This window comes from Bacillota bacterium (assembly GCA_009711825.1).
Taxonomy (GTDB): Bacteria; Bacillota; Proteinivoracia; order UBA4975; family VEMY01; genus VEMY01.
This window is the reverse complement of sequence record VEMY01000021.1, coordinates 24,580-41,645: the sequence shown is the minus strand read 5'-3', so window position 1 is coordinate 41,645 and position 17,066 is coordinate 24,580. Positions and strand designations below refer to the sequence as shown.

Annotated in this window: 17 protein-coding genes; 4 read left to right on the top strand and 13 right to left on the bottom strand. The window is 49.6% G+C overall.

Annotated elements, in window-relative coordinates:
* Positions 1-68 precede the first annotated feature (68 nt).
* Positions 69-455 carry a hypothetical protein gene (locus FH749_07770; GenBank protein MTI95373.1) on the top strand — a complete coding sequence of 129 codons (387 nt, stop codon included), beginning with the start codon at positions 69-71 and terminating at the stop codon, positions 453-455.
* A 99-nt stretch (positions 456-554) separates the two neighbouring features.
* On the opposite strand, the gene FH749_07765 is transcribed toward FH749_07770, so the two are convergent.
* Positions 555-1,295 (bottom strand): GNAT family N-acetyltransferase, encoded by a 741-nt coding sequence (locus FH749_07765; protein MTI95372.1) that lies wholly within the window; start codon positions 1,293-1,295, stop codon positions 555-557.
* Between the two features lie 74 nt (positions 1,296-1,369).
* On the opposite strand from FH749_07765, the gene FH749_07760 reads away from it, so the two are divergent.
* A complete protein-coding gene (locus tag FH749_07760) occupies positions 1,370-2,290 on the top strand; it encodes a DMT family transporter (GenBank protein ID MTI95371.1) in 921 nt (306 codons plus the stop codon).
* Between the two features lie 19 nt (positions 2,291-2,309).
* Here the strand turns inward: FH749_07760 and FH749_07755 are convergent, their stop codons facing one another.
* On the bottom strand, positions 2,310-2,957 hold the full coding sequence (locus FH749_07755; protein MTI95370.1) for a hemolysin III family protein: 648 nt from the start codon (positions 2,955-2,957) through the stop codon (positions 2,310-2,312).
* Between the two features lie 79 nt (positions 2,958-3,036).
* On the opposite strand from FH749_07755, the gene FH749_07750 reads away from it, so the two are divergent.
* Positions 3,037-3,279, top strand: coding sequence for a hypothetical protein (locus tag FH749_07750; protein ID MTI95369.1), 243 nt, complete (start codon positions 3,037-3,039; stop codon positions 3,277-3,279).
* Positions 3,280-3,312: 33 nt separating this feature from the next.
* Here the strand turns inward: FH749_07750 and FH749_07745 are convergent, their stop codons facing one another.
* The 4 genes from FH749_07745 to rnr all read right to left on the bottom strand — a co-directional run bounded on the left by FH749_07745 (position 3,313) and on the right by rnr (position 7,959).
* Positions 3,313-3,585 (bottom strand): hypothetical protein, encoded by a 273-nt coding sequence (locus tag FH749_07745; protein MTI95368.1) that lies wholly within the window; start codon positions 3,583-3,585, stop codon positions 3,313-3,315.
* 162 nt (positions 3,586-3,747) lie between these two features.
* Entirely contained in the window at positions 3,748-4,704 is a 957-nt protein-coding gene (locus tag FH749_07740) for an aldo/keto reductase (GenBank protein ID MTI95367.1), read from the bottom strand.
* Positions 4,705-4,780: 76 nt separating this feature from the next.
* Positions 4,781-5,242, bottom strand: a complete 462-nt coding sequence (gene smpB / locus FH749_07735) for an SsrA-binding protein SmpB (GenBank protein ID MTI95366.1) — start codon at positions 5,240-5,242, stop codon at positions 4,781-4,783.
* A 569-nt stretch (positions 5,243-5,811) separates the two neighbouring features.
* Positions 5,812-7,959 (bottom strand): ribonuclease R, encoded by a 2,148-nt coding sequence (gene rnr / locus FH749_07730; GenBank protein MTI95365.1) that lies wholly within the window; start codon positions 7,957-7,959, stop codon positions 5,812-5,814.
* 48 nt (positions 7,960-8,007) lie between these two features.
* On the opposite strand from rnr, the gene FH749_07725 reads away from it, so the two are divergent.
* Positions 8,008-9,537, top strand: a complete 1,530-nt coding sequence (locus FH749_07725; protein MTI95364.1) for a M1 family metallopeptidase — start codon at positions 8,008-8,010, stop codon at positions 9,535-9,537.
* Positions 9,538-9,571: 34 nt separating this feature from the next.
* Here FH749_07725 and FH749_07720 read toward each other — a convergent pair whose 3' ends face one another.
* The 7 genes from FH749_07720 to FH749_07690 form a co-directional block, all read right to left on the bottom strand.
* Positions 9,572-10,126, bottom strand: coding sequence for an HDIG domain-containing protein (locus FH749_07720; GenBank protein MTI95363.1), 555 nt, complete (start codon positions 10,124-10,126; stop codon positions 9,572-9,574).
* 59 nt (positions 10,127-10,185) lie between these two features.
* Complete coding sequence (locus tag FH749_07715) at positions 10,186-11,682, bottom strand: MATE family efflux transporter (protein ID MTI95362.1); 1,497 nt, start codon at positions 11,680-11,682, stop codon at positions 10,186-10,188.
* Positions 11,618-12,499, bottom strand: a complete 882-nt coding sequence (locus FH749_07710) for a GNAT family N-acetyltransferase (GenBank protein MTI95361.1) — start codon at positions 12,497-12,499, stop codon at positions 11,618-11,620. Before FH749_07710 ends, FH749_07715 begins: the two co-directional genes overlap by 65 nt.
* Positions 12,492-13,250: an alpha/beta fold hydrolase gene (locus FH749_07705; protein ID MTI95360.1), complete on the bottom strand. Its 759-nt coding sequence runs from the start codon at positions 13,248-13,250 to the stop codon at positions 12,492-12,494. Before FH749_07705 ends, FH749_07710 begins: the two co-directional genes overlap by 8 nt.
* A gap of 104 nt (positions 13,251-13,354) precedes the next feature.
* A complete protein-coding gene (locus tag FH749_07700) occupies positions 13,355-15,376 on the bottom strand; it encodes a sodium-translocating pyrophosphatase (protein MTI95359.1) in 2,022 nt (673 codons plus the stop codon).
* 80 nt (positions 15,377-15,456) lie between these two features.
* Positions 15,457-15,693, bottom strand: coding sequence for a preprotein translocase subunit SecG (gene secG / locus FH749_07695; protein MTI95358.1), 237 nt, complete (start codon positions 15,691-15,693; stop codon positions 15,457-15,459).
* 94 nt (positions 15,694-15,787) lie between these two features.
* Entirely contained in the window at positions 15,788-17,065 is a 1,278-nt protein-coding gene (locus FH749_07690) for a phosphopyruvate hydratase (GenBank protein MTI95357.1), read from the bottom strand.
* Position 17,066 lies beyond the last annotated feature (1 nt).

Here is a 17,066-nt window from a genome sequence, read left to right as displayed (position 1 = left end):
GTATAAACTGTTAGATTATTTTTCCAGAATATCCAGTAGGTATTTCTCCTTAAACTTATAGGGGAGGAATACTGGTGACTATTGATGTGATTCTCAATAACTGGGTAGTTTTACTGGTGTATTCTACAGCGGGCATTATTGTGCTTCGGCTGGCAGGCCGTCAATTTGCCTTTATTGCGCCTTGGTTAGTATTCTTGACACATTTGTTAGGCATCGGTTTAGGTGTTGGCGCCGCAGTCAACGAAATAGGCATCAGTCTTACTCTTGCCTATGTTATACCCCATGGCATATTTGAGCTCACAGGTTTAGCGCTTGCTTGTTTCGTAGGCAGCAGAGTGGTGGAGCACCGACAAGTTTGGCGGCCATTGCTACCGATCGCCGCCGCCCTTATCGTCGTCGCTGCTTTCATTGAAGTTCATATAACTCCATACCCGATTATTGCCTGGGTACGCTAAGACCCGCCGGAACAAGCCGGCGGGCCAACTGCAGCCGGCCCAAGGGCTAGCGCAGTATCTCCGTACTGATATAGTTTATTCGATTCCATAAAAATTATGCTACCGCTTTATGCCAACACCCCAAAAAATTTTTTTAGGATGCAATTTAAATCCAATACCGGTGGATAACGTTCGAGATGCGATATTGTCATCGAGAATATGGACAAGCGGTATTTTGCCTGTTTCCAGGACCTTCGCTGCAAGGTCTAAAGCCAGTTTGCGTCCAAAACCCCGTTTTCTATACTGGGGCAGTACTTTCAGCGAACCCAGATTAACAAAGTCATCGGTCGCATTATAACATACCGACCAACCGGCCAACTGGCCATCCACCCGAATGGCACTGCTGGGAAAACGGTTGATGATGTCCTGAAAAAAAGGCAGACTATCATCGGAACGGTAGGTCCAATGCTCATTGACAAATTCGGCATCAGCCTGGGTGAGACTGTCCAGGGTCTCAACCTGGTGGGCAGCAAAATCTTCTTTTACCAATGTGTAGACGCCACAATCCTCTTCAATTTCGATATCCTGAAAATGTTTTTCGACTTGCGGAAGGTTGTCCACAGGGACCCCAAAAAAATGATATTTTTTCTGGGATGGCAGCTGGGCCAAGAGCTGATCGAGGTCGTCCGCTTCACCATAGAAACGCAGCGCCCAATCTGTCATTACCAATGCGTTGGGGCGATAAAGAATCTTTGTTCCGGTTCCCAGTTGTTCAAAGAACAATTGCTGTCGTAACGTATATGTTAATTCCGGTTCCTGTGACAACCAATTGTTGATTTCGTTAAAATCCAAATAATTCATTGCACTTCTTCCCTTCCCAGTATCTTGAGTCTGGTGTATACTTTTATCGACACTATTATAAAGGATGGACTGCTATGAAACAATATGCGCCATATCTGGCGGGCATTGGCTTCGCCAGTATTTTTGGTTTATCGTTCATGTTCACCCGGGGCGCTCTGGAACATCTTGCCCCTTTTCATCTTCTCGGTCTGCGCTTCGCGATGGCAATCACCTTTTTCACGCTTTTGCGCTTGACGGGTCTCATTAAGATTTCGACCCCGCCGCAAATTTACAAAGACTTGCTGCCCCTGGCCATTTTTCAACCCCTGATCTATTTTTCCGCTGAGACCACCGGCGTGCTGCTCACTTCCGCTTCCTATGCCGGCATGATGATTGCAGTAATCCCCATCTTTGTAGCGATTCTTGCCGCCACATTCCTAGGGGAACGCCCCAGCCGCATCCAAACCTTGTTTATCCTCACATCGGTTGCCGGCGTGATCTTCATAACAACCATGGACAACCAAAGTAATGTTGATGCCAATCCGCTGGGAACCCTTGCCCTATTGGGCGCGGTCTTAGCCGGCGCCTGCTACAACATAACATCCAGACGCGCTTCAGCAAAATATACACCTGTTCAAATAACATGGGTGATGATGTTGATTGGCGCTGTTACATTTAACACCATAGCAATCATCCAGCATCTTATCGGGGGCAATTTATCGGCATACTTAACACCGTTACCACTAATCTGGCCAGCAGTTCTCTATCTTGGCGGCCTTTCCTCTGTGCTTGCTTTCTTCCTGATTAACTTTAGCCTCAGTAAGCTCACAGCGGCCCAAAGCTCAGTCTTTGCCAATTTAGTAACTGTCATTGCAATCACCGCCGGGGTATTGTTTAGAGGCGAGGCATTTTACTGGTACCATGCCCTTGGCGCCGTTGCCATCCTTGCAGGAGTTTGGGGCACCAACCGGCACGCAGCTTCCCGCTTCCGGAAACAAACCACAAAAAGTGCATAGGCGCCTGCAGGCGCCTATTTTATAATTTGAGGATGTAGCGCCACATCAACAGAAAGTGGCTGAAACTACCGGCCATCACAAACAGATGAAATATTTCATGGAACCCGAAATGACGATGTAGGTTAGGCTTTTTCACGGCGTAAATCACTGCGCCGATGCTGTATAGAATACCTCCAAATACAAGCCAGAAGATGCCGCCGATGGGAACAGAATGAATCAGAGGATAAAAGGCGACGACGGCCAACCAGCCCATGAACAGATAGAAAGAGGTCGCAAGCCAGCGCGGGGCGTCCAGCCAAAAAATCTTCAGCACAATCCCGGCAATTGCCAACCCCCAAATGCTGCCGAACAAGCTCCATCCCCAACCGCCCCTTATTGCCACCAGACATACCGGCGTATAAGTCCCGGCAATCAACACATAAATCATCATATGGTCAATCCGGCGCATGATGGCACTACCTTTCTCTCCCAGGGGCAGCCAATGGTAGAGAGTACTGGCGGTGTAAAGTAAAATCATGCTGGCGCCAAAGATTGCAAAGGACACTACATGCCAAGCCGTTCCCTCCATATAGCCGAAGACAACAAGCAGCACTAAACCCGCAACGGCCAACAACGCCCCCACAAAATGGGTCAAACCGCTAATAGGGTCTTTCAAAGCTAGCTTCATATTATTCCCCCTCATACCCCTGCATGTCCCGGTAATTTATTATTCAAAACGGGAATAAACTTTTACAGGGGGTGTCTGTGTGTATTCACTATTACTATTAACCGCTTATCCTGCCGCCAGTTCGGGCGGTCTCAGATTACTTATTGTGTTTCTATTAGTATCACTCATTGCAGCAGGTATTTTGCTAATTGCCGCTATCTTTCGCAAGCAGCGGACTAAACACTATTATCTGGACATCTCGGTATTACTAGGCGTGTTATTATTCCTAGGCTTTGCCTTGCTGGGAACATGGTTCCTGACCTCATTGAACGTGCTCTATTAAGCCGGTACACCGTACCGGTTTTATTTAAATTGGTCAGGCGCCGGGTGGCCGGAGGTAAGTAAAAACATACCAGCCGACAAGAGCGCCAACCAGCACAAAGGCGAGTTTCTGTTTTTTGTTCTGTGCCCGGGCAAGTATTAACATCAGCGCGGTGGGTAGTCCCAGCGGAAGCAGCCAGCCCGCAAAACGCAAGGGGACTATTCCCAAAACAAAGTAGAGCAGATTATCAGAAAACCCGCCTTTCTCAGCACGATCAAACCAGAAAACTGTAACCGCGGCCACAACCAGTGCAAAGAAGTTCAGCATTGCTACCAGCGCTCCTTGTCCAATTTATTGACTTTGATATTCCGCATATTCTGTTCCAGCTTCGCCAGGGCGGACTTAACAACCGCCCTGGTTTCCGCGGAAACAAACAAGCGCCGGCGCTCTCTTTTCAACAATTTGATAATCAGTGTTTTTTCCTTGAGACTAAGCATCTCCGGACAGGATTTCCTCTATCTCAGTGAGGGTATCGTCAGTGAGCTTGACCTGTAAAGCCCCGATATTTTCTTCAATTTGCTCAGGACGGCTGGCGCCAATGATACAACTGGTGACATTGGGCTGTCGCAGAATCCACGCCAGCGCCAGCTGCGGCAATGAACAGTCCAGACTGTTGGCAACGCTTTGCAGTTCTTGGACCTTCTTCAAATTAGTATCCGTCAGCAGCTTGGCAAAAGAACTGCTGACTTTTCCTTCAGCGGCCCTGCTGCCAACCGGTGGCTGCTGACCCGGTTTATATTTTCCTGTAAGCACGCCCTGCGCCAGTGGAGACCAGACCACCTGGCCAACACCTTCCCTTTCGCACAGGGGAATGATTTCCGGTTCAATATAACGCTCCAGCATGCTGTACTGGGGCTGGTTGGAGACAATTGGATCAAGATTGTATTTTCTGGCTAGATGCAGCGCCTGTTGAATCTGAAGCGCTGACCACTCGCTGACACCAGCGTAAAGAATTTTCCCCTGAGTAATCAAATCGTCAATCGCCCGAAGGGTTTCTTCTATTGGTGTTTCCGGGTCAAAGCGGTGGCACTGCCAGAGGTCGATATAATCGACCTGTAAGCGCTTCAATGATGCATGGACCTGCTCAAAAATATGCTTACGGGATAACCCGCGGTCATTTGGTCCATCTCCCATGGGCCAGAAAGCTTTAGTGGCCAGGACAAATGAATCCCGGGGATATTTTTTTAACGCCCTGCCGACCACAACCTCCGCTTCTCCATGACGGTATACATTGGCAGTGTCAAAAAAGTTGATACCCGATGCATACGCCTTGTCGATACAAGCCTCGGCGGTTTGGTCCTCAACAGTGCCGCCGTACGTAAGCCAACTGCCGAGGCCGATGGCACTGAGCTTCACTCCTGCTTTACCTAGTTTGCGATATTCCATAGAAATCCTCCTTTCTCTGATATAGTAACAAAATGAAGCCGTTACTACAAATGAAAAACAGCCGTGAACGGCTGCTCTAATATTTCTGGTTGTCCCGAAAGGCACGTTCCATTTCCCGTTTTGCAGAACGCTCCGCAAGATCCTGGCGCTTGTCATATAGCTTCTTGCCCCGGGCTACCGCCAGCTCAACCTTGACCCGTCCACGGCGAAAGTACAGCCGTAATGGAATCAGGGCATAGCCCTTTTCCCTGCTGACGCCAATCAGACGCTTAATCTCCGACTTGTGCAATAATAATTTACGGGTGCGCAGGGGATCGTGATTAAACCGATTGCCCTGTTCATAAGGGCTGATGTGCATGCTATGCAAGTATACTTCGTTATTCTCCACCCGGGCAAAACTATCCCGTATATTTACTTTCCGACCACGTACAGATTTTACTTCTGTCCCCTGTAACGCGATGCCGGCTTCAAGTGTATCTTCAATATGATAATCATGCCTGGCTTTACGATTTTCGGCAATTACCTTAATTTCATCCATAAAAAAAACCACCTCTTAAATTGGGAGACACACGGCTGGGTGACCGTGTGTCCGGGTAAAGGGTTAATGGGTATAACATTGGGCACTTTTAGTTTAGCACACTTACCCAGGACGGTCAATATGATTTTGGGATATTTTTGCTTTTCTTGTAACAAAAATGTAACATAATTACCCCCAAAAAAAATTCTCGCTGTCAGCATATTGTAGTAACAAGCAACGGGAGGGATGCCATGATAACTGAAAACAGACTCTGGGAGGGCTAAACAGCTGCTCCAGAGATACATCCCTGATTCTAACACAAAAACAGTCATTTCAATCAAATGCTAAACTAACAACACAGTAATGTATCCGCAAGCAAATACTCTCCAGCACAACGAAAAATATCGCCAACGATTTAAGCAACACCATACCAGTATTTGTTCCAGATACTCTCGAGAATATTAGCAGGGATGAATCAAGAATTTATTTGGGTACCGAACATACTCATGTCCTGGAAAGGGAATGGGTTGGGCAAACACAACTAAAAAAATTAAACCTCCTATCAGATAGTTAAGCGGCCGCCCGGCCGCTTAACTATTTAAGAGCAGAAAGTCTAAAGTCCGCTCCTCCTTATTAACTTTAATCAGCTTCACCTTCACCGGGTCCGCAAGTCGGTATACCTTGCGCTTGCGTTCGCCAATCAAGCTGTAGAGTTTTTCATTAAAGTGATAGTAATCATCATGCATATTGCTTATATGCACAAACCCCTCTACGCTGTTTTTCAACTCCACAAATAGACCAAAGGCTGTGACTCCAGAAATTATCCCGTCAAAGGCCTCGCCCAAATATTGCTCCATGTACTCGACCTTTTTCATGTCCACTGTTTCCCGTTCAGCTTCTTCTGCCTGGCGCTCCCGCCTGGAACAATGGTCTGCCAGTTCATGCAGCTTTTTGATCTGGATGCGTCCTGCCTTAGAAGGCTGCACCCCCAGATAATAGCTAATGAACCGATGGACGAGCAAGTCGGGGTAGCGCCGGATCGGCGATGTAAAGTGGGTATAGAACTTTGCCGAAAGGCCGAAATGACCAATATTTTTGTCGGCATACCGGGCCTGCTTCATTGACCGCAATGTAATTGTGTTGATAAGCCGCTGATGCGGTTGACCTTCAACATTGCGCAGAAGCTGTTGCAGCGCCTTAGGGTGGATATCATCATACGATCCCTTGATGTGATAGCCAAAATTATGCACGAACTCATTCAGTTCCTGAATCTTTTCACCTGCCGGCTTCTCGTGGTTACGGTAGATAAAGGGTTTCCCTAGATGTTGAAAGTGTTCCGCCACGGTTTCATTGGCAATCAACATAAACTCTTCGATGATACGCTCGGCAATTGTGCGCGGCCGGGGGACAATTGCAACCGGCTGACCATTATCGCCAATTTCCACTTTTGATTCAGTAAAGTCAAAATCAATGGCGCCTCGCTTTTCCCGACGTTGCCCCAAAAGTAACGCCAGTTCCTCCATCAGTCTGAATTGTTCCACCAGCGGCTGGTACTTAGTGATTAACTCCGGGTCTTCCTCTTTGAGAATCTTATAAATCGCTGTATAGGTCATACGTTCTGCAGTGCGGATAACGCCCTTGCACAGCTCGTAATTAATCACATTACCGGAGCTGTCGATATCCATGATCAGACTGACGGTTAGTCGGTCCTGTCGTGGATTTAGACTGCAAATGCCGTTGGAGAGTTTCTCGGGCAGCATTGGAATCACTCGGTCCACCAAATAGACACTGGTTCCCCGGGCTTCCGCTTCTTTGTCTATTTTACTGCCGGGGCGAACATAGTGAGAAACGTCTGCAATATGCACTCCCAGGCGGTAGCCCTCGGGCAATTTTGTAACACTGACAGCGTCATCCAAATCCTTGGCATCTTCGCCGTCAATAGTAACGATTTGCTGGTCACGAAAATCTGTGCGTCCGACCAAATCTTTATCTGCAATTATCTCAGGGACCTGCTCCGCCTCGTCCAGAACTTCTTGGGGAAACTCCAGAGGCAGGCGATGCTTATAAATAATTGACAAGATGTCGGTACCCGGCGTGTCCTTATGGCCCAGGCGTTGAATAATCCGCCCTTCGGCATTGCGCCGCCCTTCCGGCCAGCTGGTAATCTCAATAACCACTTTTTCCTGATCGGCTGCGCCGCTGAAATCTTCCTTTGCTACGAAGATATCCTGTCCAATCCGTTTATCATCGGGGCGGACGAATCCGAATTTTTTGCCTTTCTCGAACGTGCCGACAACGGTTGAGTTGGCCCGCTCCAGAATACGGATTATTTCACCCTCGGCACGGGAGCCGGAGCGCTTGGAATGCAATCTCGCAACAACCCGGTCATTATGAAGAGCACCGTTGGTATCAGCGGCATTGATATATAAATCTTCTGTATCAGGCTGATCGGGTATCACAAATCCAAAACCTTTGGCATGTCCTTGCAAACGTCCAACGATAAGATTCATGCGCTCAGGAACCCCATAACGGTCCCAACGGGTACGAATGACCTCGCCAGTACGTTCCATTTCATTGAGCAATTGTACAAACTTGTTGCTCTCTGAATCTTTTATATCAAAGGCAGCGATTAACTCCGGATGGGTCAACGGCTTATATGCATTTTTACGCATAAACTCTAAAATTTTTTCTTTCAAAATTTCACCTCTTTTTATGATTATTACGAAGGAAAAAAACATGCTTAAGCGAACTATGTAAAAAGTAGCAATTTTACAGGGGGTATTATTATGTCGTTATTTACCGCCAACAATAGTTTTACACAACAAATCAGTCATTATGAAATTGAAATCACTTTTTCTCCCCCCACCGGGCGCTTGCGCTGCCATGCATCGGTATTGCTGACAGCGGAAAAGAATTGTTCAGATTTCTACTTTGTGCTGGGTGACTTCTGTGAAGTGGAGACCGTTTGTTATCTTGGACTGCCCCTTATTTTTAAAAAACGTAAGCTTTCAGGACAACAGAATCTGCTGAAAATCAAGCTTCCCAGAAAAGCGGACATCGGAGAAAAGCTAACGCTTACGTTTACATATACCGGCGCGCTGAAACCCTCTGATTCCCGAGGTTGCATAAACACCGAGCTCTGTGAGCTTCCTCCCGAAAGCAATTGGTACCCGGCTGTGCCCGGAATACAGAAATACACAGCAAATATTACAGTCATAACGCCCGGTCCGATGCGGATTATTGCAACCGGCAACATGGCCGAGGAGAAACGCCTTGATACCCGCTATCAGACGCATTGGGCGAGCGGCGTCCCCGGCAGCGGGTTGCACATTGTCGCTGGGCAGTTCAACCGGACCGAGCGAAAGGGGCTTGCAGTTTATTATCCCCGTCCTCTGGTAAATCAAGCGCGCTCACTGGCCAATTCCGGCGAGAAAATAGTCGAACACCTCAAGCAGTTGCTGGGTGAGCATCCCGCCGGAGAATGCACCCTGATTATTATAGAGCAAGAGCGACCAGAAGCGCATGTTTCCACTCAGCTTAATACAATCAGCTCTGGCTTGCTTGCCCGGGAGACCACCGAAAAAAACACCCGGGAAAAGCAAATCGTTTTATTTCGAATGGCCGCCCGGGAACTGGGCAGGCGATGGCTGGAAGCAGCATTGCCCAGTCAGAACCCGGCCGATACCTGGTATCTCACAGCCCTAGCTGAATACACCAGTTGGATGCTGGTTGAAGCGGAGTATGGCGTTGAAGTTCGCAATCAGATAATGGCTGAAGCAAAGCTGAACGCTAAATACGCTGGGTCAATTCACTCAGCCTGCAGCCGCTTTCCCTCACTTCCCGATTGGTTGCTGAGCAAAGGCAGTTGGTTAATGCGTATAGTGCATTGTGCCCTGGGCAATCAATTTTATCCTTTGATCCAAGAAGTCTTTTCCCAGCATGACAGAACAGCGCCTGAAGCCAAAGTCTTTTTCTCCCTGCTGGCGCAAAAGGCCGGAACAAATTTTGACCATCTCTATCATGAATGGGTAGTTTCGTCAAGAAAGCTGATACTAGAACTTGACGCGCCCCGCACATTTACTGATGAAAACGGTCAGTGGCAGCTGGTTTTTTCGCTGGTAAACAGAGGCAAGCTTCGCTGGCAGAATGAGGTGGAAATGCAACTGATTTCCGAAGACGGCTCCAAAGAACTGAAGAAATTTACAATCAGCAACGAACCGTTTTTGATCAGCAGCCCGTCAAGGGTCACCGAGATTGAAATTGACCCCCAGCGCAAGCTGTTGAATTGGGCAAAGACAACGAAATACACTGTATAAGCACGAGGGCTGATCACTCAGCCCTCTTTAATATTTACAATCCCAGCTGGTCGCTGATTGAGAGCATTGCGTTGTGGGCTAAACTGACAAACTCCTCCAGTTCAATCCCCAACTCTTCCTTGCATCTAGCGATCTGCTCCCGGTTTGCGCCTCTGGCAAACTGCTTTTCCCCAAACCGATTGAGAATAAATTCGGTGTTGATGGCTGCCAATTTTTTGTCCGGATGGATCAAGGCCGCCGCGACAATCAGTCCCGTAAGCGGATCGGAAACATACAGTGCGCTGTCCAGAAGTGACTGGCGGGGTAGTCCATGGATGTCATTATGCACACGGACAGCTTGGGCAATATCCGCATCGACGCCAAGGTCCGTCAGCAACTGGGCTCCTACAAGACTGTGTTCTTCCGGTTTGTCTGCGGTTTGGTCGTAATCGATGTCATGCAGCAATCCTGCCAAGGCCCACTTTTCCTCGTCGCCCCCCAGCTTCCGGGCCAAGACTCGCATAACTGCTTCCACAGCATACATGTGTTTCAGCAGGTTCTTGTTTTTTACATGTTTCTTAAGATGCGCTAGCGCTTGAGCTCGTTCCATGTCAAACCTCCTTGGTCGCCATTGTAACATATTTTTCCACCGGCGCGCAAACCGGGTATTTAAGCACTTTGAACAACAATTTCCCGTTCAAGCCAGCTGCCACGGCGCAGCCAAACGAAAAGCAACCACCATTCTACCACAACGGAGAGCGAAATCGCCCACCATATGGCTTCCACCGGCCAATTGAGCCAGAGACTGCCAGCCATGGCAATCGGTATTTTAATCAACCAGTTGGCAACAGTGCCCGCTACAAATGTCGGCATTGTATAGCCGGCGCCTTTGAAAACGCCGCCAACGACACCTGTGCTGGCACCCAACATCAGCCCGATACCAATAATTCGCACATAGCTGATTCCGGATGCCAGCGCCTGGGGGTCATCAGCCAACAATAAACGCGTGACCGGCGAAGCCAACACTATATAGGCAAAACCGATAGCCACTTGCACCCAGATACCGAGAATAATTAAGCGTCGAGATGCCAGCATAGCAAGACTTTTGTCTCCCAACCCAAGGATCTGACCAATCAACGTAGTTGCAGCCACACTGAGTCCGCTGAGAAACACAAAAATCAGCCCTACTATCCGCTGACCGGCCCCAAAGGCCGCACCGGCCGCTGGTCCGTACCCGTTCATCACCAACCAGAACATAACAGTGCCGGTAGCAGAGCGGGCGGCCGATTGGAGACAAGCTGGAATCCCGATTCCAAGTATATTGTTGACAATCGAAAAGTTAAAGGGCGCCAACAGTGAACGAACATTTAATTCCCGACGACGGAAAAGCAGGAACAAGAGGATAACTACCGATATTGCGTTGGATATGAATGTTGCCCAGGCAGCACCCTGTACCCCCAGAGCGGGAAACCCCAACCAGCCAAAAATAAAAAGCGGGTCAAGAATAATATTCAAAGCATTGGTGCCCATCATCACCAGCATCGGAGTCTTCGTATCGCCAATGCCATTGAGACTGGCGCTGATGGATACCGTAGCAAAAGTAAAAACAAGGCCGGCGGCGGTTATCTGCATATAGGGTACCGCTCCCGCAAGTGTGACTAAATCGTCGGTAAACAGCAAAAGCAACGGCTCGGCGAAAATTACGCCTAAACCGCCAACAACTGCCGCCATGGCTAGAGACAGCCAAAAACTATGAATAACCACATGGGACATCAAACCTCGTTTTCCTGCCCCTTCAAAGCGTGAAATCATCGCTACAGTGCCGATGCTAATGGCCTCTGAAAGGGACATAAACAGCCATAAAACAGAACCCGCCAAAGCGGGAATTGCCACCTGCAGGGCGCCGAGGCGGCTGATCCAAGCCACATCGGCCAAATTGAACCCCATATGCAAACCAGTACCCAGCATAACCGGCCAGGATAATTTCCAAATATCCTTGTACAGCGATGCGGGATTCAACCCCAACAACCGCTGCTGTTCAGTTGCTTCAGACATCTGCATCACTCTTTCTGCGTATATAGAAGAAAACAACCCGGGACAATCAGTCCCGGGGCAAGGCCAGGGGAGAAACTTCCTTTTCCATAACCAACCAATAATCAGGCGCATGCTCTTTGACAACCTGCTCCAAGAGCGGACGAATCTCCCGGTACGAGTCAGTAGGTACAGCCGCTGTCAGGTAATTGCATTTGCATTCACAGTGCCGGGCGAGAATTCCAAGCAACAAGTCCTTAACCACAGTTGGCTGGGCGTCTACATAATGCAGATGCATAGTATCGTCTTGGCAGTGGGCGATAATCACACCGGTGATTACCCCGCCGGAATCACATGCATACACCCGGCCCTGTTCCAACAACTGATTTAAATAGGCCTTGGAAAATTGCCGGTACGTATAGCCATTGTTAAAGATTAGGCCTTCGCTATGCCGGTAGGTCATGCTGTATTGCAAGTATTGCCAGATATCATCTAGAATTTCAGGTGATGCCGGCTCAAGGGATTGGCGGGAGTCGCAAAGCTCAGACCGCATCTCTTCCCTGTATGCCACGGCCCAGGTTCCGCGACGGACAAAGTTTAAATTGCGCTGCAAAGCTGCCTGGGTCTCCCAGTTCTCTGTGGAAGTCAACATCCGCACTGTATTGCAACCCTTTTCCTGGGCAACCTGTATCAACCCGATAACAAATTGGCGACCGACATCCTCCCGTTGAAAATCCGGAAGCAACCGAATCCCCAGTATCTGTGCTTCGGTTGGAGCAGGAAATACAAGCCCGCAAAAACCGACGGTGCGACCTTCCCGGCGGGCTATGTACAGACCTCCGCGTTCCTCCCAGGTGTTGTAGACGTGATTAATAAAACTCGGGTCATAGTGTTTGCCAATCTCTTCGACAATCTGCCGGTCGTTATCGCCGGCGCGGGTAATTTCAATCATCTTCCAGACCTCCCATTTGATTGCGTATGAATCTTTCGACCCCTGCACAAACTTCTGCACGCTGCTTGTCAACTAGTAAAAGATGACCGCCGCCCGGTATCCACATAATCTGTTTGCACCGGGACCCCAAGTTCTCGTAGATGTATGAAGCGCTTTTGGGCATGATGGTTTTGTCATTATCCCCCTGAACAACCAGGGCAGGCACCTTCACCTGCGGCAGTTCCCGGCGAAAAGTTCGAATCATGCGCATTAGCTGGTCTACACTGGAGACCGGTGCCATATCATAACGCCAGGATGGCAGCTCAAATTCGCGTCTGCTGCCCATAGAGACATAACGGCGAAAGTGTTTCAGAATAAAAGCCCAATGGGTGAGTCGGGCACGGGGCCAAATTGGCGCCGCAATACTGACATAGCCCGCCACCGGCAAATGTCCGGCGGCAATTCCAGCCAAAACCCCACCCATAGAGAACCCAATTAGCCAGAGATGAGAACAGCTCTTGGCCAGAGCAGTCGCTTCTGCTTCCACCGCGGCCAGCCAATCTTGCCACGTATAACGAACCATAGATTTTGGCTCTGTACAGTGGCCGGGCAAAACCATTCCGCGCACGGTATACCCATGATTGGCTAGGTATTCCCCCAGGGGTCGCATATTCAGCGGTGAACCGCTGAAGCCATGAATCAACAGGCAGCCGGTTTTCCCTCCCTGCAAGAGGTAGGGCGCCAACAGATGTCCGGCGACATACATGTCCATTCCTCCTCTTCAAATAATTATACCCCGGCAGAGAAGTTTAGACAATAGAACGACCCAGTTTTAACTGAATTGAAAAACCCCCGGATTGACATCCGGGGGGATCATTAGAATTTATCAGCAATATACAGGAAGAGTGGCGCAAACACCAAAGAAACAATGGTCATCAACTTAATCAAAATATTGATTGACGGCCCGGAAGTATCCTTCAAAGGATCGCCGACGGTATCGCCGACTACGGTCGCCGCATGCACATCGGTGCCCTTGCCGCCATAAGCGCCGCCTTCAACATACTTTTTGGCGTTATCCCAGGCGCCACCGGCATTGGCCATGAAAATAGCCATCAAAACACCACTGACCAAGGCGCCGGCCAACAGGCCGCCCAGGGCCTCGGGTCCAAGGACAATACCGATGCCCAAAGGTACCACCACGGCCAACAGCCCAGGCAAAACCATTTCCCTAATCGCAGCTGCAGTGCTGATATCAACACAACGGGCGTAATCGGGGCGAGCCTTGCCTTCCATGATACCGGGGATTTCCTTGAATTGACGCCGCACTTCTTCGATCATTTGAAACGCGGCCTTACCCACAGCTTCCATGGTAATTGCAGAGAACAGGAAGGGCAACATGCCACCAATCAAGAGCCCCGCGATTACCGAAGCGGAAGTAAGGTCGATAGTGTCCAGATTGACTGCCTGAGTATAAGCAGAGAACAGGGCAAGCGCCGTCAACGCTGCCGAACCGATTGCAAAACCCTTGCCAATAGCAGCAGTGGTGTTGCCCAAGGCGTCCAGTTTATCGGTAACCTCGCGAACAGATTCAGGCAGCTCTGCCATTTCTGCGATTCCACCGGCGTTATCAGCAATTGGACCGTATGCATCCACAGAGATTGTCATACCGGCTGTAGCCAGCATGCCCACGGCAGCCAAGGCAATGCCGTATAAACCATAGGCGGTGTTTCCGTCGGCCGCCAGATTGAAAGCAGCTAAAATCGCCACTGCGATGACAATGATCGGCAGCATGGTGCTGCGCATTCCAACCGCCAGGCCGCTGATGATATTGGTAGCCGGACCTGTCTTAGAGCTGTTGGCAATCCCCTGAACCGGTTTGAAATCGGCGGAAGTGTAATATTCAGTAATCCGACCGATAACATACCCGGCCAGAAACCCGGCAACAATTGCATAGAAGAAACCAATCGAACCAGTGAGCCAGTTATTCAGGAAAAATGCTGCCACCAGGAGCAAACCGCCGCTGACCAAGGTGCCTCGATCCAAAGCAGCGCTGGGACTCTTTCCTTCTTTCACTTTGACAAAAAAGGTCCCGGTGATCGAAGCGATAATCCCCATGCCGGCCAACATCATGGGCAGGAGAACCGGGCCGGGCTCATTGACGAATGCCACAACAGCCAGCGTCATCGCTGCGATGATTGAACCAACAAATGATTCGAAGAGATCGGCGCCCATTCCCGCCACATCGCCAACGTTGTCGCCAACATTATCAGCGATAACTGCCGGGTTACGGGGGTCATCTTCGGGAATACCCGCTTCTACTTTACCAACCAGGTCGGCGCCTACATCGGCGGCCTTGGTGTAGATACCGCCACCTACTCGACCAAAGAGCGCGATGGAACTGGCGCCAAGGGCAAAACCGTTGACGATGGCAGGCTCTCTGAACACTATGTAGAGCACGCCAACTCCCAACAAGCCCATACCAACAACAGCCATACCCATAACAGCACCACCGGAAAACGCGATGGATAGGGCCGGGTTCAGGCCCGAGCGGGCAGCGTGGGCGGTTCTGGCGTTGGCCTTGGTCGCAATTCGCATACCGATATTACCGGCCAGACCAGAGAAAAACGCTCCCACAAGGAATGAAATTGAAGTATAGAAACCAACCAGGTAATCCTGCTGCGCAAGGCCGATGGCAAAAACCAGACCGATGGCAACAACAATCACGAACAAAACCAAGCTACGATATTCACGATTTAAAAAGGCCATAGCCCCTTCGTTGATAGCTTTGGCCAATTCCTGCATCCGTTCGGTACCGACCTCAGCTTTGGATATCCGCTGGGTTAAAACATAGGCATAGACAAGGGCAACCACGCCCAGCACAGGAACAAGATATAGCAAGGGCTCCATATGTTAATTCCTCCTGACTTTGTGTGATATCAAAAAGATACCCCCAACGCCCTCGAAGGGCGTAAAGGGCATTAACTAACTATAAAGGCAAGAATGATTGAACTAACCATAAACAAAATTGCCACGAATGTGGTAACGCGGGACAACTTTTCTTCCAAACCCTTTTTCTTACCAAAAAAGGACTCGGCAGCGCCACCGCCTACTGCGCCAGACAAACCAGCACTTTTACCGGATTGCATCAAGACACCGACAATAACGCCGATGGCCAGAACCACATGCAGCAATTTTAGAATAATGTTCTCCACCAATGCCACCTCCCAAATTCTATAAGACCACAAGGTATTTTATCACAGGCCTGGCCAAAACACAACTGCAGGGGCGTTGATTGCCCCTGCAGCAGAATTATTTGGCCAAGGCTGCCCTGCCCTGGTAGACAGCAACAGCGTCAAGCTCTTCTTCAATCCGCAGCAATTGGTTGTACTTGGCAACACGGTCGGTGCGTGAGGGTGCACCGGTTTTAATTTGCCCAGCGCCGGTGGCGACAGCAAGATCGGCGATAAATGTATCTTCTGTTTCTCCGGAGCGGTGGGAGATTACCGAAGTAAATCCAGCGCGTTTTGCCATTTCGATTGCAGCTAATGTTTCGCTGACAGTGCCAATCTGGTTCAGTTTGATGAGGATTGAATTGGCGGCTTTCAGTTCAATGCCTTTGGCAAGCCGGGTTGGATTGGTGACGAAAATGTCGTCGCCCACCAATTGTACCTTGGCACCCAGGGCTTGGTGTAGCTTAATCCAGCCATCCCAATCATCTTCTGCCATGCCATCTTCAATTGATATTATTGGATATTTTTCGACCATTTCCTGATAGAATTTGGTCAGTTCATCACCAGTCAGTGACCGGCCTTCTCCAGCCAAATGGTATTTGCCATCCCGGTAGATTTCAGTAGCAGCTACATCCAAGGCCAGCACCACATCTTCACCGGGTGTATAACCGGCGGCCTCAATTGCTTCAACAATTACCTTCAAGGCCGATTCATTGGAATCTAGATTGGGCGCAAATCCTCCTTCGTCGCCGACAGCGGTATTAAGACCGCGGCTCTGGAGCACTTTTTTGAGGTTATGGAAAATTTCTGCGCCCATACGCAAAGCGGTCCGAAAATCCTTTGCCCCCACGGGCATAACCATGAATTCTTGAATATCCACGTTGTTATCGGCATGCTCTCCGCCGTTGAGGATGTTGAGCATCGGCACCGGCAGCGCCTTGGTGGCTACTCCGCCCAAATAGCGATAGAGGGGCAAATCCAGAGCCGCTGCAGCAGCCCGGGCCACAGCCATGGAAACGCCCAGGATTGCATTGGCGCCCAACTTGCCTTTATTTTCAGTGCCATCCAACTCCACCAGCATGCCATCAATATGTTCCTGGTTCAAAGCATCGTAATCCAGCAGAGCGGGAGCAATAATTTCGTTTACATTCTCCACCGCCTGGGTTACCCCTTTGCCCAAATATCGGGACTTGTCGCCATCGCGCAACTCGACAGCTTCAAAAGCGCCGGTGGATGCCCCAGAAGGTACAATCGCCCGTCCCATAAAACCGCTGGCCAAAACCACTTCGACCTCTACCGTTGGGTTACCCCGGGAATCCAAAACTTCCCGGGCATGGACATCAATAATAGTCGTCATA